Raw genomic sequence first — 24,047 nt, forward strand, 5'->3', positions numbered from 1 at the left:
AGGAGTCCCCGTGCCGAATCCGTCCGCCAGGCCCACCCCCCGCCACTCCGCCGAGCTCCACGACCCGCCCGAACTGACCCAGGACAGATGGCGAGAGGCCGGACGCCGGCTGCTGGCCAAGATGGTCGGGGAGTTCGCGTACGAGGAGATCATCCGGCCCGTGCTTGTGCCCGTGGCCGAGGGGGAGCGAGGCGGGGGCGGCGAGGGAGGTACTTACCGGCTTCGACTCGAACCGGCCGGACAGGACGAGGCCGCGGACGAGACACAGGTGCAGGATGACACCGCCGATGCGGCGGGCGAGCGCGAGACGACTGCCGACTCCGCGGAGCGACAAGGCACCGTACTCACCTTCCGAGCCCGCCGCGGCTCGTACGGAAGCTGGTACGTCGACCCGGCCGGCCTGACCCTCACCGAGGGCAACGGGCCGGCCGTCGCATTGAGCGACCCCTTGCGCTTTCTCGTACTGGCCCGCCGGACCCTGGGCCTGGACGGTGCCACCCTCGGCCATCTCATCCGCGAGCTCACCGTCACCCTCAGCGCCGACGCCCGGATCGACCACACGGCGCTCAGCGCGGCCCAGCTCGCCGACCTCGGCTATGCGGAACTCGAAGGGCACCAGACAGGCCATCCCTGGCTCGTCCTCAACAAGGGGCGGATCGGATTCTCCGCCGGCGACACCGACCGCTGGGCGCCCGAGGCCCGCCGCTCCACGACGCTTCCGTGGATCGCCGTCCACACCGACCTCGCCGTGTACCGGGGCGTCGCGGGACTGGACACCGCCCCGCAGCTGTACGCCCGCGAGCTCTCCGCCGACATCAGGGACGCCTTCGCCGACTTACTGCGCACCCGCGGGCTGGACCCGGCGCAGTATCTCTACCTGCCGGTGCACCCCTGGCAATGGGACGAGACCGTGCTGCCGCTCTTCGCGCCGTCCGTCGCCGCGGATGCCATCGTTCCGCTCCGCAGCGACGGTGACCTGCGCGTTCCCCAGCAGTCCATCCGTACGTTCCTCAATACCTCCCGCCCCGACCGGCACACCGTGAAGCTTCCGCTGTCGGTCCTGAACACGCTCGTGTGGCGGGGCCTGCCGACCGGCCGCACGGTCGCCGCGCCCGCCGTCACGGCATGGATGCACGCACTGAGGGACGCGGATCCCTTCCTGCGTGACGAATGCGGGGTGATCCTGCTCGGCGAGGTGGCATCGGTGGCTGTCGAGCATCCCGTGTACGACGGGCTGCCCGAAGTTCCGTACCAGTACAGAGAGTTGCTCGGCGCCATCTGGCGAGAGCCCCTTCACCAGTACCTCGCACCTGGTGAGCGCGCCCGCACCCTCGCCTCCCTCACGCACACCGACTTCGACGGGCGCGCGTTCGTCGCCGAGCTGGTGGAACGCTCGGGGCTGGCCCCAGATGTCTGGCTGCGACGGCTCTTCGCCGCGTTGCTACCGCCCCTGCTGCACTTCCTCTACCGCTACGGAACGGTGTTCTCCCCTCACGGGGAGAACACCATCGTTGTTTTCGACGACCACGATGTGCCCGTCCGGCTTGCGGTGAAGGACTTCGTGGACGACGTCAACGTGAGTGCGGTGCCGCTGCCCGAGCACGATTCGATGCCCGGCGACGTGCGCGACGTACTGCTCACCGAGCCGCCCGGCTTCCTCACCCAGTTCATCCACTCGGGTCTCTTCGTGGGTGTCTTCCGCTACCTCGCGCCTCTCTGCGAGGAACAACTGGGCGTCCCGGAGGGTGACTTCTGGTCCTACGTACGGGCCGAGATCCTGCGGCACCAGGCGCGCACTCCCGAGCTGAAGGAACGGTACGAGATGTTCGACCTGCTCACGCCCCGTATCGAGCGGCTCTGCCTGAACCGGAACCGTCTCCACCTCGACGGATACCGCGACCGACCCCAGCGCCCGCACGCTGCCGTGCACGGAACCGTGGCCAACCCCCTCCATCAGCCTTGATCGGCGGATTGTCAGTGGGGCACCGTAGGGTGGTCGCGCTATGACGAAGCCCTCGCTCCCCGAGCTCCTGCACGCCGCCGTCGACGCTGTCGGTGGTACGGAACGCCCTGGCCAGGTGTCCATGGCCGAGACCGTCGCCGAGGCGATCGACGACGGCTCCCACCTGCTGGTCCAGGCCGGCACCGGCACCGGTAAATCCCTCGGCTATCTGGTGCCGGCCCTCGCCCACGGCGAGCGTGTGGTGATCGCGACGGCCACCCTCGCCCTGCAGCGCCAGCTCGTGGAGCGCGACCTGCCGCGCACCGTGGACGCGCTGCATCCGCTGCTGCGCCGCCGTCCGCAGTTCGCGATGCTCAAGGGGCGCTCGAACTATCTGTGCCTGCACCGTCTCCACGAGGGCATGCCGCAGGACGAGGAGGAGGGCCTCTTCGATCAGTTCGAGGCGGCCGCCCCCACCAGCAAGCTGGGCCAGGACCTCCTGCGGATGCGGGACTGGGCGGACGAGACCGAGACCGGCGACCGCGACGACCTGACCCCCGGGGTCTCCGACCGGGCCTGGTCACAGGTGTCCGTCTCCTCCAGGGAGTGCCTGGGGGCTTCGAAGTGCGCCTATGGGGCGGAGTGCTTCGCCGAGGCGGCCCGCGAGCGCGCCAAGCTCTCCGACGTCGTCGTCACGAACCACGCGCTGCTCGCCATCGACGCCATCGAAGGCGCCCCCGTCCTGCCTCAGCACGAGGTATTGATCGTCGACGAGGCTCACGAGCTGGTCTCCCGTGTCACCGGCGTGGCCACGGGGGAGCTCACCCCGGGGCAGGTGACCCGCGCCGTGCGCCGTGCCGCGAAGCTGGTGAACGAGAAGGCGGCGGACCAGCTCCAGACCGCCTCCGAGGGCTTCGAGCGGCTGATGGAGCTGGCCCTGCCCGGCCGCCTGGAGGAGATTCCCGAGGACCTCGGCTATGCGCTGATGGCCCTGCGGGACGCCGCACGCACGGTCATCAGCGCGCTCGGCTCGACCCGGGACAAGTCGGTCCAGGACGAGGACGCCGTCCGCAAGCAGGCCCTCGCCTCCGTGGAGTCGATCCACGACGTGGCGGAACGCATCACGAACGGTTCCGAGTGGGACGTGGTCTGGTACGAGCGCCACGATCGCTACGGAGCCTCCCTCCGGGTGGCCCCCATGTCCGTGTCGGGCCTCCTCAGGGAGAAGCTCTTCTCCGACCGTTCGGTGGTCCTGACGTCCGCCACCCTCAAGCTGGGCGGTGACTTCAACGGAGTGGGGGCCTCACTCGGTCTGGCCCCGGAGGGCACCGAATCCGATGACGCGCCCGTCTGGAAGGGGCTCGACGTCGGCTCGCCCTTCGATTACGGCAAGCAGGGCATCCTGTACGTCGCCAAGCACCTGGCCCGGCCGGGCCGCGAGGGCACCCGCAGCGACATGCTGGATGAGCTGGCCGAGCTGATCGAGGCTGCCGGAGGGCGCACGCTCGGCCTGTTCTCCTCGATGAGGGCCGCTCAGGGGGCGGCGGAGGAGCTGCGGGGGCGGCTGGACATGCCGATTCTCCTGCAGGGTGAGGAGACGCTGGGCGAGCTGATCAAGGGCTTCGCGGCCGACGCGAAGACCTGCTTGTTCGGGACGCTCTCGCTCTGGCAGGGCGTCGACGTGCCGGGTCCCAGCTGCCAGCTTGTGATCATGGACAAGATTCCGTTCCCGCGTCCCGACGATCCGCTGATGAGCGCCCGCCAGAAGGCGGTCGACGACGCCGGGGGCAACGGCTTCATGGCGGTCGCGGCGACCCACGCGGCCCTGCTGATGGCGCAGGGCGCGGGACGTCTCGTACGGGCCTCCGGGGACCGTGGAGTGGTCGCCGTCCTGGACCCGCGCCTGGCCACCGCGCGCTACGGCAGCTATCTGCGGACCTCACTGCCCGACTTCTGGTACACGACGGACCGTAATCAGGTACGGCGCTCACTGGCCGCGATCGACGCGGCGGCGAGGGCGGACGAGGCATAGTGCCCGGTGCCCGGTGCCCGGTGCCCGGTGCCCGGTGCCCGGTGCCCGGTGCCTGATGCTGGCGCCGGATCGCCGGGCCATGGTTCTACCTACGAGGTCCGGTGACCCGGCAGCGTCCTGCGAAAGCGCTCGGCCGTCGCAGACGCAGCATGGCAACTCAGGCTGCCCCAGACGCAGCAGGGCCCCGGAACCGGCGCAGTTGGTTCCGGGGCCCGGTCAGGGGCGGAGTCACACCCGCCGGAGCACCGCCACGACCTTGCCGAGGATCGTCGCCTCGTCGCCGGGAATCGGCTGGTACGCGGAGTTGTGCGGGAGCAGCCAGACGTGGCCGTCCTCGCGCTTGAACCGCTTGACCGTCGCCTCGCCGTCCAGCATGGCGGCCACGATGTCTCCGTTCTCCGCGACGGGCTGACGGCGCACCGTCACCCAGTCGCCGTCACAGATCGCGGCCTCGATCATCGAGTCACCGACGACCTTCAGAACGAAGAGCTCGCCGTCACCCACCAGCTGGCGCGGGAGGGGGAAGACGTCCTCGACCGATTCCTCGGCGAGGATCGGTCCACCGGCGGCGATGCGGCCCACGAGCGGGACGTACGACGCTGCGGGCTTGCCGGTGGTGTCGGTGGGCTGGCTGCTGGGCTGGTCCGAGCCCCGCACCTCGTACGCCCGAGGGCGGTGCGGGTCGCGGCGCAGGAAGCCCTTGCGCTCCAGAGCCATCAGCTGGTGGGCGACGGAGGAGGTGCTGGAAAGTCCGACCGCCTGACCGATCTCCCGCATGGACGGCGGGTAGCCCCGCCGCTGCACGGAGTCCCTGATGACCTCGATCACTCGGCGTTGCCTGTCGGTGAGCCCCGAGCTGTCCGCGCGGATGCCTGGAGGTCGACCCGGCAGGGAGCGAGCGGGCTTGGGCCCCTCCTGGTTCGTGGCTGCGTCATTCATGGCATGCACCGGCTCGAGTCGGCTCTGGGAGCGGTCCTGGGCAGTGATGGTGGCGCTGTCTGCGGTGGTGGTCACGTCGGTCGGCCCCTCTCGAGATGTTCTCTCCCTAGCTAGCCAACGGTAGTTGCTTTCGAAAGGTTGCGCCAAACACACGTTCGAGTGAAAAACCGGTGATTACCTACCGTGATCATGTGTTTGGGTGTATGGCTAGCGCTCGGGCCGAACGGCAATTCGGTTCATTACGGTACGCTTCACCGCCGGGACAGTGAGCCCTTCGGCGGGGCTTCCATACTGCCACCCAGCGCCCCGTCAACCCCGCACCGGCCCCCGCCCAGAGCGGCGCGAGCGGCGGTTGCGCGCACCTGGGGTCGGCCGATGCCGCACGACACGCGCGATGCAGAAAAAGCGGCCAAACCCCAGATCTAGTGGTTGGATTACGGCAGCGGCCCAGAAGTTGTGGTCCCTGGTCCTTCGGGGCCTCCAGGATCGCCTATGCTTGGGGCTGCTTCGAGGGCCCCAAGGGCCCATTGAGGCTTATGAGTCGTGTGCCGTGAAGGAGGGTTGGGAGTTCCATGCACTGCCCCTTCTGCAGGCACCCCGACAGCCGCGTAGTCGACAGTCGCACCACTGACGACGGCACGTCGATTCGACGGCGTCGTCAGTGCCCCGACTGCTCCCGTCGTTTCACGACCGTGGAGACGTGCTCACTGATGGTGGTGAAGCGCAGCGGCGTGACGGAGCCCTTCAGTCGCACCAAGGTCATCAATGGCGTCCGCAAGGCGTGCCAGGGACGGCCCGTGACCGAGGATGCCCTCGCCCTGCTCGGTCAGCGGGTCGAAGAGGCGGTGCGGGCCACCGGAAGCGCCGAGCTCACCACTCACGACGTGGGCCTTGCCATACTCGGCCCGTTGCAGGAGCTCGACCTCGTCGCCTACCTGCGCTTCGCGTCCGTGTACCGGGCCTTCGACTCGCTCGAGGACTTCGAGGCGGCCATCGGGGAACTGAGGGAACAGCGGCTCGAGGCCGAGCCGCGCGACGCGGGCGGAGAGCGCGTCGTGAACGACTGCGGGCCCGGAGGGACTGTCGAAGTCCCGGTGCCCGCCACCGCCGCCGACTGACCGGCTGTCCGACCGGCCGGCGGCGAACCAGACCTGTTGAAGGCGCCCTCCGGGGTGCCCTCGACGCCAGACACACATCCGTGCCATGGGAACAACGTGGCACTTCAGGGCGTTTTAGCCTGATATAGGGAGGCGGCATGACCGAGACGACAAGCGGCCCGGCACGAGGTTCCCGCGCAAAGGGATCCAAGGCCAGCAAGGGTCTGCGTATCGAGCGCATCCACACGACCCCCGGCGTGCATCCGTACGACGAGGTGGTCTGGGAGCGCCGTGACGTCGTCATGACCAATTGGCGCGACGGCTCGGTCAACTTCGAGCAGCGTGGCGTCGAGTTCCCCGACTTCTGGTCGGTGAACGCGGTCAACATCGTCACCAGCAAGTACTTCCGCGGGGCCGTCGGCACCCCGCAGCGCGAGACCGGCCTCAAGCAGCTGATCGACCGCATCGTGAAGACGTACCGCAAGGCCGGCGAGGACTACAGCTACTTCGCCTCGCCCGCCGACGCGGAGATCTTCGAGCACGAGCTGGCCTACGCCCTCCTGCACCAGATCTTCAGCTTCAACTCCCCGGTCTGGTTCAACGTCGGGACGCCCCAGCCCCAGCAGGTGTCCGCCTGCTTCATCCTGGCCGTCGACGACTCCATGGAGTCGATCCTCGACTGGTACAAGGAAGAGGGCATGATCTTCAAGGGCGGCTCCGGCGCCGGCCTGAACCTGTCCCGCATCCGTTCCTCCAAGGAACTGCTGTCCTCCGGAGGCAACGCCTCTGGTCCCGTCTCCTTCATGCGCGGTGCCGACGCCTCCGCCGGAACCATTAAGTCCGGCGGTGCCACCCGGCGCGCCGCCAAGATGGTCATCCTCGACGTCGACCACCCCGACATCGAGGGCTTCATCGAGACCAAGGTGAAGGAAGAGGAGAAGATCCGCGCCCTGCGCGACGCGGGCTTCGACATGGACCTGGGCGGCGACGACATCACGTCCGTCCAGTACCAGAACGCCAACAACTCGGTCCGCGTGAACGACACGTTCATGAAGGCGGTCGAGGAGGGCGGCAAGTTCGGCCTCACCTCCCGCATGACGGGCGATGTCATCGAGGAGGTCGACGCCAAGTCGCTCTTCCGCAAGATGGCCGAGGCCGCCTGGGCGTGTGCCGACCCCGGCATCCAGTACGACGACACGATCAACGCCTGGCACACCTGCCCGGAGTCCGGCCGCATCAACGGCTCGAACCCGTGCAGTGAGTACATGCACCTGGACAACACGTCCTGCAACCTCGCCTCGCTGAACCTGATGAAGTTCCTGAAGGACGACGGCAAGGGCAACCAGTCCTTCGACGCCGAGCGCTTCTCCAAGGTCGTCGAGCTGGTCATCACCGCGATGGACATCTCGATCTGCTTCGCGGACTTCCCGACGCAGAAGATCGGCGAGAACACCCGCGCCTTCCGTCAGCTCGGCATCGGTTACGCCAACCTGGGCGCCCTGCTCATGGCCACCGGCCACGCCTACGACTCCGACGGCGGCCGCGCCCTCGCCGGTGCCATCACGTCGCTGATGACGGGCACCTCGTACAAGCGCTCCGCCGAGCTCGCCGCGGTCGTCGGCCCGTACGACGGCTACGCCCGCAACGCCACGCCGCACAAGCGCGTCATGAAGCAGCACGCCGACGCCAACGCCTCGGCCGTCCGCATGGACGACCTGGACTCGCCGATCTGGGCCGCCGCCACGGAGGCCTGGCAGGACGTCGTCCGCCTCGGCGAGAAGAACGGTTTCCGTAACTCCCAGGCGTCGGTCATCGCCCCGACCGGCACCATCGGTCTCGCGATGTCCTGCGACACCACGGGCCTGGAGCCCGACCTCGCCCTGGTGAAGTTCAAGAAGCTCGTCGGCGGCGGCTCGATGCAGATCGTCAACGGCACCGTGCCGCAGGCCCTGCGTCGCCTGGGGTACCAGGAGGAGCAGATCGAGGCGGTCGTCGCCCACATCGCCGAGAACGGCAACGTGATCGACGCCCCGGGCCTGAAGCCCGAGCACTACGAGGTCTTCGACTGTGCCATGGGCGAGCGCTCCATCTCCGCGATGGGTCACGTCCGCATGATGGCCGCGATCCAGCCGTGGATCTCGGGCGCCCTCTCCAAGACGGTCAACCTTCCGGAGACCGCCACCGTCGAGGACGTCGAAGAGGTCTACTACGAGGCGTGGAAGATGGGCGTCAAGGCGCTCGCCATCTACCGCGACAACTGCAAGGTCGGTCAGCCCCTCTCCGCCAAGAAGAAGGAAGCGGAGAAGGCCGAGGTCACCGAGAAGGCCGAGGACACGATCCGTGCCGCGGTCGAGAAGGTGGTCGAGTACCGCCCGGTCCGCAAGCGCCTCCCGAAGGGCCGTCCCGGCATCACCACCTCCTTCACGGTGGGCGGCGCCGAGGGCTACATGACCGCGAACTCCTACCCGGACGACGGTCTCGGTGAGGTCTTCCTGAAGATGTCCAAGCAGGGCTCGACCCTCGCGGGCATGATGGACGCCTTCTCCATCGCCGTCTCCGTCGGTCTGCAGTACGGCGTGCCCCTGGAGACGTACGTTTCCAAGTTCACGAACATGCGCTTCGAGCCGGCCGGCATGACGGACGACCCGGACGTGCGGATGGCGCAGTCGATCGTCGACTACATCTTCCGTCGCCTGGCGCTGGACTTCCTGCCCTTCGAGACGCGCTCCGCGCTCGGCATCCACTCGGCCGAGGAGCGTCAGCGCCACCTGGAGACCGGGTCGTACGAGCCCGCCGAGGACGAGGTGGACGTCGAGGGTCTGGCGCAGTCCGCCCCGCGGCAGCCCGAGTCCCTGAAGGCCGTCGCCACGCCGAAGGCGGAGGCCGAGGCGGCCAAGGAGGCCCCGCAGCAGGCGCACACCAGCGCTGAGCTCGTGGAGATGCAGCTGGGCATCCAGGCCGACGCGCCGCTCTGCTTCTCCTGCGGCACGAAGATGCAGCGCGCCGGTTCCTGCTACATCTGCGAGGGCTGCGGCTCGACCAGCGGCTGCAGCTGACAGCAGGCGGACCACGTCCGCCGCGCGACCCTGAGCCGCGCTTGAGAGAGGGTGTCGACCATCGGTCGGCACCCTCTTCCGGTGTGGCCCCCTAGGATCAGTGCTCCCGTTGGATCAGTGCGCCCTCTGGATCAGGGTGCCCTCTGGATCAGTGCGCCCTTTGGATCAGTGTTCGCTGCCCATCAGAGAGGCGAACGTCGTCGGGTCGGCATCGAAGCCCCGGACGAGCCCGAGGAACGACCACGCCCCGGCCTCGTCCCGGGTGAACTGGGCGATCGTCGCGGCCGTGCTGCCGGAGACGCCGGACAGGTCACTCTCGACCAGGTTGTTGTGACCCTCACGGATACGGAACGCGGCGTTCGAGATATCGCCGAAGACCTTCTGCCCTGTCTCCTGCTGTATGGCCACGCCCACTACGACGCGGGTGAATGTCGGAGCGAGCCGGTTCAGCTCCAGCGTCATGACCTCGTCGAAGCCAAAACCCTGCCCCGTCCTGCTGTCGCGGTTGAGTGTGATCGTGCCGTCGGGGGAGCGGCTGTCGAAGTGCACGAGGTACACAGGATCGCCGTAGGGGGCATCGGCCGCGTACGTCGCCGCGATGATGTCGAGGTCGTTGGGCGGCGTTCCGGCCGGGCTCGGATCCCACTTGAGACCGACCTCGACCTTCTTGATGCCCTTGTGGACACTGTTCACTGGACTTTCCCCTCCTTGACGTGCCGCACACGCTACGACGAGATCATGGACCCATGACATGGAACGGGGAAGAACTCGACATCGACGCCTACATGGCGAGGCTCGGACATACGGGCGGGACGAAGCCGGATCTGGACACCCTGCGTACGCTCCACCGGGAGCACGTGGCGGCGATCCCCTTCGAGAATCTCGAGATGATGCTCGGTCGGCCGGTACCGCTCGATCTGCCCGCCCTCCAGGACAAGCTGCTGCGTCGGCGGCGAGGCGGTTACTGCTACGAACAGAACCTTCTCTTCGCGGCGGCCCTGGAGCGCATCGGCTTCGAGGTCACCGGGCTCGGGGCACGCGTCAGGGCCGGGGCGACCTCCACGCGTGCGGTGAGCCACATGCTCCTCAAGGTGGAGGTCGACGGCGAAGCGTGGCACTGCGACACAGGGTTCGGAGCCGATGGACTGCTCGAGCCCATCCCGCTGCGCGCGGGCGTGGAAATGCAACAAGGAGAGTGGCGATTCGTCCTCCACGAGGAGGATGAGGACTCAGGCGTCCTGGTGCTGCGGACATGGCGCCCCGGCGACGGATGGTTCGACCTCTACGCGTACACACAGGAACGGCGACTCCCGGTCGACTACGTAGTAATGAACCACTACACGTCGACCCACCCCAGGTCGTCATTCATTCGCCGGCCGGTGGTGCAGAAGGCCGACTCCGAGGTGCGTCGCATGCTTGTGGGCGATCAACTGACGCTGACCCGCCCGGACGGCACGACGGACGAACGAAGCGTTCCTGTGGGCGAATTGCTGGACGTTCTCGACCGGGAGTTCGGTATTGAACTCGATGCCGAGGACTCGGCCGAGCTGATCCGGGTGCACTACGCCGGAGCGTGACCCGGGGCGTGCTCCGCGCCGTACGATGGCGCGGTGCTGGTCAAGTGGATTCGCTGCTCCGTGGTCGATCGTCGGGGATTCGAACGAGGACAGCGGAAGTGGGCGGGGCTTTTGGGGGAGCCGGGATTCCGGGGGCAGGGCGGGGGGTGGAGCCGAGGGCGACAGGGCGTCGCCCACGTCTTCACGTTCTGGGAGAGCCGCCCCTTCTACGACTCCTTCATGGCCCGCTCCCACGACCGCCTGGCCACCGCGCAGTCCGGCACCTACAAGTGCCTCCGCGCCAAACTCTTCGACCACCGCTTCGACGTGAAGACCGGATTCGAGCCGCGTTTCACCGACGTGGACGTGGTGCGCGTCGCGCACTGCCGTGTCCGTGAGCCGCGGGTGGAGCACTTCGCGCTCATGCAGGAGAAGGTCTGGAACCCCGCCATGGCCGGCTCACCCGGTATGGTGCGCGGTCTCTTCGGCGAGGCGCCCGGACACGAATTCCTGGTGCTTTCCATGTGGTTGTCGGCGGCCGAGCACGGCAAATACCGTGCCGAGCGGGTGGAGCGTCTCGCCTTGCGGGCGCAGACGCAGGCCGACGTCGCCGCGCTCGCGGGGGACATCGTGGAGTTGGAGCCGTCTTGGACGGTGTGAGCCCTTCTTGATTCCGGGGCGGCCGGGCTCGTCGTGGGGCTGGTCTGCCCGGCCGCTCTGGGTTCGCTCTGCCTGGCCGGTATCGCCCGAGTCGGTTTGCCGTGCTGTGCCGTGCCTCGCCTCGGCCCGGTTCGCGTCGGCCCGGTTCGCCTCGGCGTCGCGCCGCTGTGGCCTCACCGTCGAGCGAACGCCCCCTCGCGAGTGGCGGCGACGGCCGCTGCCGCCGCCTGGTCCGCGAGCGCCGTGTCGATCGGTTCCCGCGTGATGAACACGCGGAGCAGCAGTGGCGCGGACACGGCGCGGACGAGCGCTGCCGCATCGGTGTCCGGGGCTGCCTCTCCGCGTTCCACGGCGCGCTCGACGACCGCCTCGCAGCGTCCGAACCGCTTCGCATAGAAAGCGTGGAGGGCATCGGCTGCCCGCGCCGACTGGAAGGCTGCCGCGACGAAAGCGGTGGGGGCCGCCGCGGTTGCGTCGTCGGCGAAGGACTCGACGACTTCACGGGCGAGCTCCCGCAGATCACCGTCGAGGCTGCCTGTGTCCGGCGGCGTCCACGTGTCCTCGCCCGCCATGTCCAGGGCATCGGCGACCATGCCTTCGAGGCCGCCCCAGCGGCGGTACAGCGTGGTCTTGTGGACTCCCGAGTGATCGGCGACGTACTCGACGGTCAGTCCGGGATATCCGTGATCGGCCAGGCCGCTCAGCACGGCGTCGCGGACGGCTGCGCGGGTCCGGGCCGTCCGGCCGCCGGGGCGGCGGGTGCCGGGGGCGGCTGAGACCGATGAGGCGGGCTTCGCTCCGCTCGGTTCGGTGGACACGGTCCGTTCCCCGCCGCCCGAGCCGCGTCCCCCCGCTTCCGGCGTGCCACCGCCCTGACCAGCTACACCAGCCTTTTCCTTCATCGGCCCATCCTCCCCTGCCGTCCCGCCCGGATGTTAATTGCTACTTGGGTTGCATTAGATGCGTCAGTCTGTCACACTCATCGTAATGCGACAGAGGTTGCGTTTGATCGAGGTGGATGGAAACCGGGGGTTCCTGTGCCTACTCAGATTTCTTTGCATGGCGTGACCAAGACCCGAGGGGATCGGCTGATCCTCGACGCGGTGTCTCTCGCGATCAGGCCGGGCGAACGCATCGGCGTCGTGGGGGAGAACGGTGCGGGCAAGTCCACGCTGCTGCACCTGATGTCCGGTGATCAGCGGCCCGACGAGGGCGAAGTGGTGACCGTCGCCGAACGAGGCGCCGCTCTTCTCGCGCAGACTCCCCAGCTGTCGGCGGACCGGCACGTGGGCGATGCCATCGACGCGGCCCTGGCCGAACTCCGTGCGATGGAACGTCGGTTGCGCGCCATGGAGCCGGAACTCGGTTCCGCGACCGAGCGCGACCTGAGTGAGTACGGTGATCTGCTCACGGCCTTCGAGCTGCGGGGTGGCTATGAGGCGGACGCGCGCGTGGACAAGGCGATGCACGGTCTGGGGCTCGGCCACATCGACAGGGGCAGGGTCCTGGGCAGCCTGTCCGGTGGCGAACAGGCCCGGCTCGGCCTCGCGTGCCTCATAGCGGCCGCTCCCGAGGTCATGCTCCTGGACGAACCGACCAATCACCTGGACGAGAGCGCACTGGACTGGCTGGAGAGCGCCCTCTCGGCGCACCGCGGGACCGTCGTCGCGGTCTCTCACGACCGTATGTTCCTGGAGCGCGTGACCACCGCGATCCTCGAAGTGGACGCCGACCGTCGGTCGGTCGTGCGGCACGGCGGTGGCTACCAGGGACTGGTCGCGGAACAGGAGGCCGCCCGCCTGCGCTGGGAGCAGCAGTACGCGCAGTGGTGCGAGGAGACGAGCCGACTCCAGGAGTTCATGGCGACCACTGCCCATGCGGTGGCCGGCGGCCGGGGCATGAAGGACAACAACAAGATGGCGTACGACCGCGCCGGGGGACGGGTCCAGGCCTCGGTCGCGGGACGTGTCCGGAACGCTCAGGAACGACTCCGAAGGCTGCAGGACCAGCCGGTCCAACGGCCTCCCGAGCCGCTCAGATTCACGGCGCGCCCGGCGACGGGGGCGGCGGAGGGTGCGCTGGTGAGTCTGCGGGACGTGAAGGTGGGAGAGCGGCTGGCCGTGGCGTCGCTCACCGTCTCGGCGGGCGAGCGGCTGCTGATCCACGGGGGCAACGGCGCGGGCAAGTCCACTCTGCTGCGCACCATGGCGGGAGTGCTCCAACCCGACGAGGGCACGGTCGTCCGCAGAGGACGGATCGGCTATCTCGCCCAGGAAATACCGGTAGGGCGCCCGACCGAGCGCGTCCTCGAGGCCTTCGCGAAAGGCCTCGGGCCGGCCGACGACGAGCAGAGGCAGCTGCTCCTCTCCTACGGCCTGTTCAGGCCCCGTGACCTGCACGTCCCGGTTGGGTCCCTGTCCGCAGGGCAGCGACGCAGGCTGGCCCTGGCCCGCCTGCTCGCCAGACCCGCCGACCTGTTGTTGCTGGACGAGCCCGCCAACCATCTGGCACTGGGCCTGGTCGAAGAACTGGAGGCAGCGCTCGACCAGTGGACAGGAGCACTGGTCGTCGTCTCGCACGACCGATTGCTCCGTCGGCGCTTCACCGGCCGAATACGCCGGATGGAGTCCGGGCGGCTACCCGACTGAGCAGCCCACCAGAGACCCGATCTAGGGTTTCCGTATGGCACGCCCGCGGCGCATCTTTCTGGTCAGGCACGGCGAGTCGGCAGGCAACGCCGACGACACCGTGTACGAGCGCGAACCCGATCACGCCCTCGAGCTCACCGAAACGGGGTGGTCGCAGGCGGGGGACACGGGGAAACACCTGCGGGAACTGCTCGGACGCGAGCGGGTGAGCGTGTATGTGTCGCCGTACCGCCGCACCCACGAGACCTTCCAGGCGTTCCGGCTCGACCCGGAGCTGGTGCGTGTACGGGAGGAGCCGAGGCTGCGCGAGCAGGACTGGGGCAACTGGCAGGACCGGGACGACGTGCGGCTGCAGAAGGCGTACCGCGACGCGTACGGGCACTTCTTCTACCGGTTCGCGCAGGGGGAGTCGGGCGCCGATGTCTACGACAGGGTGGGGGCCTTCCTGGAGAGCCTCTACCGGAGCTTCGAAGCGCCGGACCACCCGCCGAACGTCCTGCTGGTCACGCACGGGCTCACCATGCGGCTGTTCTGCATGCGCTGGTTCCACTGGTCGGTGGCCGAGTTCGAGTCGCTGTCCAACCCGGGCAACGGGGAGATGAGGGCGCTGGTGCTCGGCGACGACGGCAAGTACACGCTGGACCGGCCGTTCGAACGCTGGCGGGAGCCGGAGTCCTACGGCGTCACGGGATAGCCGACATCCAATGGGGTGGGTGTCGTCCCAGGCCGGAGCTGTGATGGGGATATCACCGGTCAGAGGTTCCGGGAGGCTCGGCGGAACCGCTTGAGTGGTGCTGCATCCGTTGGCAACGAATTAGAGTGGCAGGGCGATGACCGCTGATTCCTCTCCCGACCGGCGCCTCGAGCGCGCTCTGGCCAGCCTGCGCGGACTGGCGGTGGGGGACGCGCTGGGCTCACAGTTCTTCGTGCCCGCGCATTACCCCCTGCTCAAGCGCCGCGAGCTGCCCGATGCTCCCTGGCAGTGGACCGACGACACGGAGATGGCCTGCTCCGTGTATGCCGTGCTCGCCGAGCACCGCCGCATCGATCAGGACGCCCTCGCCCTGTCGTTCGCCGAGCACCATGACTTCGACCGTGGCTACGGGCCCGCCGTGAGCAGGCTGCTGCGGCAGGTACGTGAGGGCGGGGACTGGCGTGAGCTGGCCTCCGCGCTCTTCAAGGGCCAGGGGTCCTGGGGGAACGGCGCGGCCATGCGGATCGCCCCGCTCGGTGCCTGGTACGCGGACGACCCTGAGCAGGCGACGCACCAGGCGGAGATCTCGGCGTATCCCACGCATCAGCACCGTGAGGCCGTCGTCGGAGCGATGGCGGTGGCCGCGGCGGCGGCGCTGGTGGCCGCTCCCGCGGGGCCGCCCGCGCCGAAGGAACTGCTCGACGGGGTCATCGCCCTGGTGCCGCGCAGTGCGGTGGGGGCGGGGCTGCGCCGGGCGCGGGACATGCTCGACTACGGCGATGCCGGGACCGTCGCGGCGGTTCTGGGGTGCGGTCGGCGGACGACGGCGCATGACACGGTGCCGTTCGCGTTGTGGTCGGCTGCTCGTGGGCTGGGGGCGTACGAGCAGGCGATCTGGGACACGGCCCGGGTCGGCGGGGACATGGACACGACGTGTGCCATCGTCGGTGGTGTCGTCGCCTCCGGGGAGGATGGCGCACCGCCTTCGGAGTGGCTGGAGCGTACGGAGGCGCTGCCGGACTGGGTGCTCGACGGGGCGGTCTGACTCTCCGCCCCGCCCGGTTCCCGTCATGCCGACCGGCGTGGCGGTTGAGTCCGCCACGCCGGTCGGCACCCGAACCCCGTATCCGGAACCCCCGTATCCGGGCCTGGGGTGGCTTCTTCGTCAGCCGCCCGCTGGTCCCGCCGCGCTTGCCGTACCGGCGAGGGCGTCGAGGTCGCTCTTGCGTACGCGGATCACCAGGGCAGCGGTGACCAGGGCGATGACAGCCATGGCGGCGGCCGGGATGAAGGCGGTGGAGATGCCCTCGGCCAGGATTTCGTGGCTCCAGGGAGCGGGGAGTTCGTGGGTCTTGGCGAACTCCGCCTTCTGCTCCGGGGTGGCGTGGGCCATGAAGTCGGCCACCTGGTCCTTGCCCTCGTTGCGGCTCGCCGTGCCGAAGACCGTGGTGAGGATGGAGAGACCGAGCGAGCCGCCCACCTGCTGCGTGGCGTTGAGGAGGCCGGATGCCGCGCCCGCTTCGTGGAGGGCCACGCCGGAGACGGCGGTCAGGGTGAGGGTCACGAAGTTCAGACCCATGCCGAAGCCGAAGAGGAGCATCGGGCCGAGTACGCCGCCGACGTACGAGCTGTCAGGGCCGATGAGTGTCTGCCAGCCGAGGCCGAGGGCGACGATGGCCGAGCCGGTCACCATGAACGGCTTGGGACCGAGCACGGGGAGGAACTTCTGCGACAGGGCCGCGCCGATCGCGATGACCACCGTGACCGGCAGGAAGGCCAGGCCGGCCTCGATCGGGGTGTAGTTCAGGATGTTCTGGACGAAGAGGACGATGAAGAAGAACATGCCGAACATCGCGGCGGCCAGGCTGAGCATGATCACATAGGTGCCGGAGCGGTTGCGGTCGGCGAACATGCGGAGGGGCGTGATCGGCTCCTTCGCCCGCTTCTCGACGAACACGAAGGCCACGAGCAGGACGACCGCGGCGACGAACGAACCCACGGTGATGCTGTCGCGCCAGCCCTCTTCCGAGGCGCGGATGAATCCGTAGACCAGGGAGGCCATGCCGAGCGTGGACGTCAGGGCGCCCAGGATGTCGAAGCGGCCGGGGTGGCGTTCGGATTCGTTGATGTAGAGCGGGGTGAGGACGGCGATCAGGATGCCGATGGGCACGTTCACGAAGAGGACCCAGCGCCAGTTGAGCCACTCGGTGAGCATGCCGCCCGCCAGTAGGCCGATGGCGCCGCCACCTGCGGAGACGGCGGCGAAGACGCCGAAGGCACGGTTCCGTTCGGGGCCTTCGGGGAAGGTCGTCGTGATCAGTGCCAGCGAGGTGGGAGAGGCGATGGCGCCTCCGACGCCCTGGAGGGCGCGTGCGGCGAGCAACTGCCAGGGCTCCTGGGCGAATCCGCCGAGGAGCGAGGCGAGTGTGAAGAGGAGGATGCCGGCCATGAAGACGCGGCGGCGTCCCAGGATGTCACCGGCGCGACCGCCGAGCAGCAGCAGTCCACCGAAGGTGAGGGTGTACGCGCTGACGACCCAAGTGAGGTCGGTCGTCGAGAAGCTGAGGGCTCCCTGGATGTGGGGGAGCGCGATATTCACAATCGTGGCGTCCAGTACCACCATGAGTTGGCAGGCCGCGATGACGGCGAGAGCTAAGCCGGGGTGCCCCTCTCGGCGGGCGTTTCCGGGCTTTTGATTCTTCGTCAGCTGAGAGGTGGACGTCATGATCCCCCACAAGTTCCTTAGTGAACGGTTCCGTTCACTGTCAACTACGACGGTAGTGACACCCCTTGAGTGAACGCAACCGTTCACTGATCCTTCTTCTGCTCGCTGTCTCCCTTGTGTGCTCTATGGAGAGAAATTGATGGCTACTTCCCGTTGGTCGGCGGTTCCCGGACGGACGGCGTCACCGCGCCGCCGGGGGCCCGTCCTGGAGCGGGCGATCCTCGATGCCGCCCTGGAGCAGCTCAGTACGGTCGGCTGGAGCGGGCTGACCATGGAGGGCGTGGCCGCGGGCGCGCAGACGGGCAAGGCCGCGGTGTACCGCAGGTGGCCGTCCAAGGAGGATCTCGTCGTCGACGCGCTGCGGGCCGGGCTGCCGCGGCTCGACAGCCCTCCGGACCGCGGCAGCGTCCGGGAAGACCTGTTGCAGCTGTGCAAGGAGATGCGGGTCACGATGTTCTCGCGCACCGGCTTCGCCCTGCGCGCGGTGCTTCACGAATGCGACACAGCGACGGCCGAGCGCTTCCATGACGTGATCTTCCAGGGCGTCATCGAGCCGAGCATCCAGTTGATCAAGGAGGTCGTACGCCGCGGAATCGAGCGTGGAGAGGTGCGTTCCGGGGGAGTGGACACGTACGTCTGCGATGTCATCCCGGCGATGTTCATGTATCGATCGAAGGTGTGCGGAAGCGAATGGCGCGACGATGAATTCGAGGCCTTGATCGACCAGGTGGTGGTGCCGATGCTGCGCCCCTGAGGGGCCGGTCGGCCCGGGGACGGGCCTGGGTGTCGCGGACGGGTTCCGGCGGCGTAGGCTATTGCCGCCATGCCGTACGAACCACCCACCCACACCGTCGAGCGCTCCCTGCGCGCCACCACCGGAGCGAAGATCGTCGCCGGTGTCGACGAGGTCGGGCGCGGTGCGTGGGCGGGACCGGTCACCGTCTGCGCGGCGGTCACGGGCCTGCGCAGGCCGCCGGTAGGGCTCACCGACTCCAAGCTGATCACTCCCAAGCGGCGTACCGCGCTCGCCGAGGAGCTGGCGGGCTGGGTCACGGCGCACGCCCTCGGTCACGCCTCGCACGAGGAGATCGACGCCATGGGGATGACGGCCGCGCTGCGGCTCGCCGCGGTGCGTGCTCTGGAGGGGCTGCCGGTCCGTCCGGACGCGGTCATCCTCGACGGGAAGCACGACTATCTCGGCAATCCCTGGCGGGTTCGTACGGTGATCAAGGGCGACCAATCCTGTGTGGCCGTAGCCGCGGCTTCGGTGATCGCGAAAGTTCAGCGCGACAAAATGATGGCCGAACTGGGCATCGAACATGCAGACTTCGGTTTTGCGGCCAACGCCGGCTATCCGTCGCCGGTGCACAAGGCCGCGCTGGCGGAGCGGGGGCCCACCCCGTACCACCGGCTCACGTGGGCGTATCTTGATGCGTTGCCCCAGTGGCGGCACCTCAAGAAGGCCCGCAGCTGGGCGGACGGAAATGTTCCGGAAATCGAGGGTCAGCTCGGCTTTGAGTTCTGACGCTTTTCCGGTCCTTCCCGTCGCACTCATGTGCCACCCGCCGACGCGAGTCGCGTCGGCGTTTGATAGACAACACTTCATGCCTCTCAGTCCCGAGGAGCCTCAGATTCACGAGAGTGCCCAGGGTCCCCGCGCCACGCCGGCCAGTGGCCGTACCGCGCCGACCCCCCGCCCCGTACCCGGACCGCGTCCCGCGGCCCCGCCGCGCCCCGGCCGTCCGGGTCCTGCCCGGCCGATGCCGCCCGCGCAGCGCACGCCGCGTGACGCGGCAGCCAAGCCCGGGCCTTCCGTCCCGGCTGCCCCCGGTCCCGCCGCTTCCGATGCCTCGGCGTCGGTGCCGCAGATCCAGCTCATCCCGGCCTCGGCCGAGGGCGCGCTGGACGCGGCCGAGGAAGCAGTCGACCTCCTTCTCGACTCCGGGCGCGCCCCCGGCGAGGTCCTGGTGATCAGCACCGGTGACCCGCACCCGTGGGCCGCGCACGAGCTGTCCTTCGGCGAGGCCTCCTACTGGGCCCAGCACGACGCAGGCGACGACGTCTTCTACGCCGACGCCGCCGCCCTGGATCGTGCCGCCTCCCGGCCCGTGGTCGTCGTCGCCCTCAACGGCGGCGAGGACAGCGAGACCGCGGCCCTGCCGACGGCCCTCACCCGAGCCGGCACCCTGCTGATCGTCTGCGGTGACCCGCAGCGGATCAACTCGATGCTGGGCGCGGGCGTCTGAGCCGACTGAGACGACCACCGTCGGCCGACGTCACGGCCGACGTGTGATCGTGGCGGGCGTGGAGTCGTAGTCGACCGTGCGGTGGTGCCGTCAGGCGCCGACCGCACGGGAGCGCGGTGCCGCGGTCCGACGTGCGCCGCGGCGCACGGTGCGGGCCAGGGGCAACGGACCCCTCGTCAGCGTGCCGCCGCGCGGCGCAGCACATCGGAGGCGGCCCCTCCGGTGCGTATCGCCGGCGGATCGGTTCCGGTGAAGGGCTCGGGGCGCGAGCCGGTGTGCGGCTGTCGGCCGCCGCGCCCCTCGCCGAGCACCTGCCAGCCGTCGGACGTCAGCGTGATGTAGGCGCCGCAGCGCAGCCCGTGCAGTGTGCAGGCATCGCGCAGGCCCCACATCCACGCCCCGTCCTCCTGGGTCCAACGGGCGTCCCCTTCACGGCAGTAGAGCAGTACGGCGGTGCGTACCGGAGTGCGGCGCCGCAGGTCGTGCGGGATGATCCGGCGCAACTGCGCGAGCAGCGCGTGGCGGAAGACCCAGCCGTCCGTCGCCGTCGCGCACCGGCCGAACGAGGCGCTCGCCCGCAGCCGTTCGTCGGGATCGAGCACGGCCACGACAGCCGTCCCCGGGGTCGGCAGATGGCGTGCGTGCAGACCGCTGACGACCTCGCGCGGGTTGCGCAGCAAGGGAATTCCCGCCGCCGACCACTCGGCGGGTTCGAGCATCCGCGCCAGTCGGTGGGCGGAGTCGGCCGAGTCGGGGGAGAAATCGGCCCATGCAGGGGAGCCGGGCGCCGGGGAGCCCGGCGCCGAGGAGCCCTGCGTGGATGCCGCGCCGGACGAGGCGAATCCGAAGGTCAACGGTCCTCCCTTCGGCTACGCGCCCGTGCACGGGCGGGGTCGGGCTGGGGGAGCGCACCGCGGCACAGCCCTGCCGGACCGCGAGGGCCGCACGGGAGCGCTTCCAATTGTTCCCGCCGCCATCGCCGGGGGCAATGAACAATCGGCACGGGAGCCGGTATCGGTCGGTGCACTGTCTATATTCCTGCCCAGATCATCCGCGTCCGAGTCCTCCGAGTCCTCCGAGTCCTCCGAGTCCTCCGAGCCCCCCCGCGCCCCGTGGGGCCGTGGCGGATTCGGCGATTGTCAGTGGCATCGGGTTGCATGGAGGCATGGACACCCTGGAGCTCCGCACCGAAGCCGACGCCATCCTCGCCGAGCTCGTCGGCGACCCCGGGGGTTCGGCCCGGCTGCGCGAGGACCAGTGGCAGGCCGTCGCGGCGCTGGTGCGGGAGCGGCGGCGCGCCCTCGTGGTGCAGCGCACCGGCTGGGGCAAGTCGGCGGTGTACTTCGTGGCAACGGCCCTGCTCCGCCGCCGCGGGTCGGGCCCCACCGTGATCATCTCGCCGCTCCTCGCCCTGATGCGCAACCAGGTCGAGTCCGCGGCGCGCGCCGGTATCCAGGCGCGCACCATCAACTCGGCCAACCCCGAGGAGTGGGACACGATCTACGGAGAGGTCGAACGCGGCGAGACCGACGTGCTCCTCGTCAGCCCGGAGCGGCTCAACTCGGTGGACTTCCGCGACCAGGTGCTGCCCAAGCTCGCGGCCACCACGGGTCTGCTGGTGGTGGACGAGGCGCACTGCATCTCCGACTGGGGCCACGACTTCCGGCCGGACTACCGCAGGCTCCGGGCGATGCTGGCCGAGCTCTCGGCCGGCGTGCCCGTGCTGGCCACGACCGCCACGGCCAACGCGCGCGTGACGGCCGACGTGGCCGAGCAGCTGGGTACCGGTGCGGGTGAGGCACTGGTGCTGCGCGGCGCACTGGAGCGCGAGAGCCTGCGTCTCGGCGTCGTCCAACTGCCGGACGCCGCCCACCGGCTGGCCTGGCTCGCCGAGCACCTGGACGAACTGCAGGGCTCCGGGATCATCTACGCGCTGACGGTCGCCGCCGCCGAGGAGGCCACCGCCTTCCTGCGGCAGCGCGGCTTCAAGGTGTCGTCGTACACGGGACGTACGGAGAACGCCGACCGGCTGCAGGCCGAGACCGACCTCCAGGAGAACCGGGTCAAGGCGCTGGTCGCCACGTCGGCGCTGGGCATGGGCTTCGACAAGCCGGACCTGGGGTTCGTGGTGCACCTCGGCTCGCCCTCCTCGCCGATCGCGTACTACCAGCAGGTGGGCCGCGCGGGGCGAGGCGTCGAGCACGCCGACGTGCTGCTGCTGCCGGGCAAGGAGGACGAGGCCATCTGGCGCTACTTCGCGGATACGGCGTTCCCGCCCGAGGCGCAGGTCCGCCAGACCCTCTCCGCGCTCGCCGACGCGGGGCGGCCGCTCTCCGTGCCGGCCCTTGAGGCGGTGGTGGAGCTCCGCCGCACCCGTCTGGAGACGATGCTGAAGGTCCTCGATGTGGACGGCGCGGTCAAGCGGGTCAAGGGTGGCTGGATCTCGACCGGCGAACCGTGGGTCTACGACGCCGAGCGGTACGCGTGGGTGGCCAGGCAGCGTCAGGCCGAGCAGCAGGCCATGCGTGACTACGTGAGCACGGACCTGTGCCGCATGGAGTTTTTGCGCCGTCAGCTGGACGACGAGGGTGCGGCTCCGTGCGGCCGGTGCGACAACTGCGCGGGCACCTGGACCGACGCGTCCGTCTCCGAGGACGCGCTGTCGGGCGCGGCGAAGGAGCTGGACCGTCCCGGCGTCGAGGTCGAGCCGCGCAGGATGTGGCCGACGGGGATGGCCGCGCTGGGCGTCGAGCTCAAGGGACGTATTCCGGCCAGGGAGCAGTGCTCCACCGGGCGCGCGCTCGGCAGGCTCTCGGACATCGGCTGGGGCAACCGGCTGCGGCCGCTGCTGGCCGAGAACGCGCCGGACGGTCCCGTCCCCGACGACGTGCTCAAGGCCGCGGTCGCTGTCCTCGCCGACTGGGCGCGTTCGCCGGGGGGATGGGCGACCGGTGCCGCGGACGCGGCGGCCCGGCCGGTGGGCGTCGTGGCCGTGCCGTCGCTCTCCCGGCCGCAGCTCGTCGGCTCGCTCGCGCAGGGGATCGCGACCGTCGGCCGCCTGCCCCTCCTGGGGACGCTGGCGTACGAGGGGCCGGGCGGCGCGCACACGGCGCGCCGCAGCAACTCCGCCCAGCGGCTGCGGTCGTTGTCGGACGCGTTCACCGTCCCGGAGGAGCTGGCTGCCGCGCTCGCCGCATCGCCGGGTCCCGTCCTGCTCGTCGACGACTGCACCGACTCGGGCTGGACCCTTGCCGTCGCCGCCCGCCTCCTGCGGCGAGCGGGCAGCGGGGAGGTGCTGCCTCTGGTGCTCGCGGCGGCGGGCTAGGCGCCGGGTCCAGGCCCCGTGCCGGGAGGGGGGTGGCACGGGGCCTGGGGCCTCAGCTCACGGACGGCTCGTCAGGTATCCGCCCATGGAGGTGAAGTACTCCGCCGCGGGCAGCTCCTGGCCGTCCTCGGTCCGTACGCGCGTGATGGCCAGGCCGTGGTTGCGGCCGAAGCGGGCGTCGGCTCCGGCGACGATCACCACGCCCTCGCCCTCGCGGTAGAAGATGCGGCCGGGCGTGCCGCCGTAGCGGCCCTCGGAGACCACCGCGGTGACGATCTCGAGGCGCTTGCCCTTGTGGAAGGCGTAGGCGCTCGGGTAGGGCGCGGACTGCGCGCGCACCAGGCGCTCCAGGTCCTCGGCGGGCCAGGTCCAGTCGACGCGGATGTCCTCGGCGGACCGCTTGTGGAAGAAGCTCGCCTGGGAGCGGTCCTGCTTGGTGAACTCCGTCTGCCCGCCCGCAATGAGGTCGAGCGCGCCGATGGTGACCGGGGCGATGAGGTCGACGGTCTTGTGGAAGAGGTCGGTGGCCGTGTCCTTCGGGCCGACCGCGACCGCTTCCTGCCGGACGATGTCGCCGGCGTCGAGCTCGTCGTCCATCATGTGCGCGGTGACGCCCACTTCGGGCTCGCCGTTGATCATCGCCCAGATGATGGGGGAGAACCCGGCGTACTTCGGCAGCAGGGAGTCGTGGACGTTCAGCGTGCCGTGGCGCGGGAGGCCGAAGATGCGCGGGGGGATCCAGGTGCGCCAGTTGTTGGCCACGATGATGTCCGCGTCCGCCTCCTTGAGGCGCTCGAACAGCTCCTCGTCGTCAGGGCGGTTGCGGATCAGGACCGGAACGCCGTGCTCCTCGGCGAGGTCGGCGACCGAGTCGCTCCAGATCTTCTCGTACGCGTGCTCGCTCTTGGGGTGAGTCACCACCAGCACCACGTCGTGCTCGGAGTCCAGGAGGGCTTGCAGGGTGCGGTGCCCCCAGGTCTGGTAACCGAACATGACGACCCGCATGGGGGTTCCTCCTCAGGGCAGGGAATGACTGACGAAAAGTAAAGCAAGGCTTACCTTACTGTGCAATGCGTTCGGTCGGTACCGCGTAACGCGTCTGCTCCGCACCCCAGTTGGCGAGGTGG

The 24,047-nt window shown here is 69.5% G+C and carries 19 protein-coding genes; 13 read left to right on the plus strand and 6 right to left on the minus strand.

The features are described from left to right. Nucleotides 1–10: 10 nt before the first annotated feature. The gene (locus NOO62_RS29575) at nucleotides 11–1,963 is read left to right on the plus strand and encodes an IucA/IucC family protein (protein WP_414930906.1); all 1,953 of its coding nucleotides are present in this window, start codon (nucleotides 11–13) and stop codon (nucleotides 1,961–1,963) included. Nucleotides 1,964–2,003: 40 nt separating this feature from the next. Next, entirely contained in the window at nucleotides 2,004–3,974 is a 1,971-nt protein-coding gene (locus NOO62_RS29580) for an ATP-dependent DNA helicase (protein ID WP_268773847.1), read from the plus strand. A 228-nt stretch (nucleotides 3,975–4,202) separates the two neighbouring features. Here NOO62_RS29580 and lexA read toward each other — a convergent pair whose 3' ends face one another. Beyond that, the gene (lexA, locus tag NOO62_RS29585) at nucleotides 4,203–4,988 is read right to left on the minus strand and encodes a transcriptional repressor LexA (protein WP_223777175.1); all 786 of its coding nucleotides are present in this window, start codon (nucleotides 4,986–4,988) and stop codon (nucleotides 4,203–4,205) included. A 497-nt stretch (nucleotides 4,989–5,485) separates the two neighbouring features. Between lexA and nrdR the strand changes: the two genes are divergently transcribed. Together nrdR and NOO62_RS29595 are read left to right on the plus strand one after the other, a co-directional pair. Then, entirely contained in the window at nucleotides 5,486–6,031 is a 546-nt protein-coding gene (gene nrdR / locus NOO62_RS29590; protein WP_150172995.1) for a transcriptional regulator NrdR, read from the plus strand. Nucleotides 6,032–6,168: 137 nt separating this feature from the next. Then, the gene (locus NOO62_RS29595) at nucleotides 6,169–9,066 is read left to right on the plus strand and encodes a vitamin B12-dependent ribonucleotide reductase (RefSeq protein ID WP_268773848.1); all 2,898 of its coding nucleotides are present in this window, start codon (nucleotides 6,169–6,171) and stop codon (nucleotides 9,064–9,066) included. A 165-nt stretch (nucleotides 9,067–9,231) separates the two neighbouring features. On the opposite strand, the gene NOO62_RS29600 is transcribed toward NOO62_RS29595, so the two are convergent. Then, nucleotides 9,232–9,819 (minus strand): TerD family protein, encoded by a 588-nt coding sequence (locus NOO62_RS29600; protein ID WP_268773849.1) that lies wholly within the window; start codon nucleotides 9,817–9,819, stop codon nucleotides 9,232–9,234. Between NOO62_RS29600 and NOO62_RS29605 the strand changes: the two genes are divergently transcribed. Both NOO62_RS29605 and NOO62_RS29610 read left to right on the plus strand, forming a co-directional pair. Then, nucleotides 9,813–10,643, plus strand: coding sequence for an arylamine N-acetyltransferase family protein (locus NOO62_RS29605; protein WP_268773850.1), 831 nt, complete (start codon nucleotides 9,813–9,815; stop codon nucleotides 10,641–10,643). The two genes, NOO62_RS29600 and NOO62_RS29605, sit on opposite strands and share 7 nt — an antisense overlap. Before the next feature lie 33 nt (nucleotides 10,644–10,676). Continuing rightward, nucleotides 10,677–11,282: a YdbC family protein gene (locus NOO62_RS29610; RefSeq protein WP_268773851.1), complete on the plus strand. Its 606-nt coding sequence runs from the start codon at nucleotides 10,677–10,679 to the stop codon at nucleotides 11,280–11,282. 173 nt (nucleotides 11,283–11,455) lie between these two features. Here NOO62_RS29610 and NOO62_RS29615 read toward each other — a convergent pair whose 3' ends face one another. Beyond that, nucleotides 11,456–12,100: a TetR/AcrR family transcriptional regulator gene (locus NOO62_RS29615; RefSeq protein ID WP_268773852.1), complete on the minus strand. Its 645-nt coding sequence runs from the start codon at nucleotides 12,098–12,100 to the stop codon at nucleotides 11,456–11,458. Between the two features lie 219 nt (nucleotides 12,101–12,319). Here NOO62_RS29615 and abc-f point away from each other — a divergent pair, with 219 nt between their 5' ends. The 3 genes from abc-f (at nucleotide 12,320) to NOO62_RS29630 (ending at nucleotide 15,669) form a co-directional block, all read left to right on the plus strand. Continuing rightward, nucleotides 12,320–13,930, plus strand: coding sequence for a ribosomal protection-like ABC-F family protein (gene abc-f, locus NOO62_RS29620; RefSeq protein WP_268773853.1), 1,611 nt, complete (start codon nucleotides 12,320–12,322; stop codon nucleotides 13,928–13,930). A 34-nt stretch (nucleotides 13,931–13,964) separates the two neighbouring features. Continuing rightward, on the plus strand, nucleotides 13,965–14,624 hold the full coding sequence (locus NOO62_RS29625) for a histidine phosphatase family protein (RefSeq protein WP_268773854.1): 660 nt from the start codon (nucleotides 13,965–13,967) through the stop codon (nucleotides 14,622–14,624). 136 nt (nucleotides 14,625–14,760) lie between these two features. Beyond that, nucleotides 14,761–15,669 (plus strand): ADP-ribosylglycohydrolase family protein, encoded by a 909-nt coding sequence (locus NOO62_RS29630; RefSeq protein ID WP_268773855.1) that lies wholly within the window; start codon nucleotides 14,761–14,763, stop codon nucleotides 15,667–15,669. A 120-nt stretch (nucleotides 15,670–15,789) separates the two neighbouring features. Here NOO62_RS29630 and NOO62_RS29635 read toward each other — a convergent pair whose 3' ends face one another. Further along, entirely contained in the window at nucleotides 15,790–17,349 is a 1,560-nt protein-coding gene (locus NOO62_RS29635) for an MFS transporter (protein WP_268773856.1), read from the minus strand. Between the two features lie 139 nt (nucleotides 17,350–17,488). Here NOO62_RS29635 and NOO62_RS29640 point away from each other — a divergent pair, with 139 nt between their 5' ends. From NOO62_RS29640 to NOO62_RS29650, 3 genes are all read left to right on the plus strand, one after another. Beyond that, nucleotides 17,489–18,103: a TetR/AcrR family transcriptional regulator gene (locus tag NOO62_RS29640; protein WP_268773857.1), complete on the plus strand. Its 615-nt coding sequence runs from the start codon at nucleotides 17,489–17,491 to the stop codon at nucleotides 18,101–18,103. A gap of 69 nt (nucleotides 18,104–18,172) precedes the next feature. Further along, nucleotides 18,173–18,874, plus strand: coding sequence for a ribonuclease HII (locus tag NOO62_RS29645; protein ID WP_268773858.1), 702 nt, complete (start codon nucleotides 18,173–18,175; stop codon nucleotides 18,872–18,874). Between the two features lie 79 nt (nucleotides 18,875–18,953). Continuing rightward, nucleotides 18,954–19,595 carry a hypothetical protein gene (locus tag NOO62_RS29650; RefSeq protein WP_268773859.1) on the plus strand — a complete coding sequence of 214 codons (642 nt, stop codon included), beginning with the start codon at nucleotides 18,954–18,956 and terminating at the stop codon, nucleotides 19,593–19,595. 176 nt (nucleotides 19,596–19,771) lie between these two features. Here NOO62_RS29650 and NOO62_RS29655 read toward each other — a convergent pair whose 3' ends face one another. Next, nucleotides 19,772–20,449, minus strand: coding sequence for a hypothetical protein (locus tag NOO62_RS29655; protein WP_268773860.1), 678 nt, complete (start codon nucleotides 20,447–20,449; stop codon nucleotides 19,772–19,774). Between the two features lie 311 nt (nucleotides 20,450–20,760). Here NOO62_RS29655 and NOO62_RS29660 point away from each other — a divergent pair, with 311 nt between their 5' ends. After that, a complete protein-coding gene (locus tag NOO62_RS29660; protein WP_268773861.1) occupies nucleotides 20,761–22,920 on the plus strand; it encodes a RecQ family ATP-dependent DNA helicase in 2,160 nt (719 codons plus the stop codon). Between the two features lie 57 nt (nucleotides 22,921–22,977). On the opposite strand, the gene NOO62_RS29665 is transcribed toward NOO62_RS29660, so the two are convergent. After that, nucleotides 22,978–23,925 (minus strand): methionyl-tRNA formyltransferase, encoded by a 948-nt coding sequence (locus tag NOO62_RS29665; RefSeq protein ID WP_268773862.1) that lies wholly within the window; start codon nucleotides 23,923–23,925, stop codon nucleotides 22,978–22,980. Between the last annotated feature and the right edge of the window lie 122 nt (nucleotides 23,926–24,047).

Origin of the sequence: Streptomyces sp. Je 1-369 (assembly GCF_026810505.1) — a bacterium.
Lineage (GTDB): Bacteria > Actinomycetota > Actinomycetes > Streptomycetales > Streptomycetaceae > Streptomyces.

Coding starts and splice junctions, on each gene's coding strand:
- NOO62_RS29630 (WP_268773855.1), top strand. CDS start 14,761: ATGACCGCTGATTCCTCTCCCGACCGGCGCCTCGAGCGCGCTCTGGCC.
- NOO62_RS29605 (WP_268773850.1), top strand. CDS start 9,813: ATGACATGGAACGGGGAAGAACTCGACATCGACGCCTACATGGCGAGG.
- nrdR (WP_150172995.1), top strand. CDS start 5,486: ATGCACTGCCCCTTCTGCAGGCACCCCGACAGCCGCGTAGTCGACAGT.
- NOO62_RS29640 (WP_268773857.1), top strand. CDS start 17,489: ATGGCTACTTCCCGTTGGTCGGCGGTTCCCGGACGGACGGCGTCACCG.
- NOO62_RS29625 (WP_268773854.1), top strand. CDS start 13,965: ATGGCACGCCCGCGGCGCATCTTTCTGGTCAGGCACGGCGAGTCGGCA.
- NOO62_RS29595 (WP_268773848.1), top strand. CDS start 6,169: ATGACCGAGACGACAAGCGGCCCGGCACGAGGTTCCCGCGCAAAGGGA.
- NOO62_RS29600 (WP_268773849.1), bottom strand. CDS start 9,819: ATGTCATGGGTCCATGATCTCGTCGTAGCGTGTGCGGCACGTCAAGGA.
- NOO62_RS29665 (WP_268773862.1), bottom strand. CDS start 23,925: ATGCGGGTCGTCATGTTCGGTTACCAGACCTGGGGGCACCGCACCCTG.
- NOO62_RS29650 (WP_268773859.1), top strand. CDS start 18,954: ATGCCTCTCAGTCCCGAGGAGCCTCAGATTCACGAGAGTGCCCAGGGT.
- NOO62_RS29580 (WP_268773847.1), top strand. CDS start 2,004: ATGACGAAGCCCTCGCTCCCCGAGCTCCTGCACGCCGCCGTCGACGCT.
- NOO62_RS29660 (WP_268773861.1), top strand. CDS start 20,761: ATGGACACCCTGGAGCTCCGCACCGAAGCCGACGCCATCCTCGCCGAG.
- NOO62_RS29635 (WP_268773856.1), bottom strand. CDS start 17,349: ATGACGTCCACCTCTCAGCTGACGAAGAATCAAAAGCCCGGAAACGCC.
- NOO62_RS29645 (WP_268773858.1), top strand. CDS start 18,173: ATGCCGTACGAACCACCCACCCACACCGTCGAGCGCTCCCTGCGCGCC.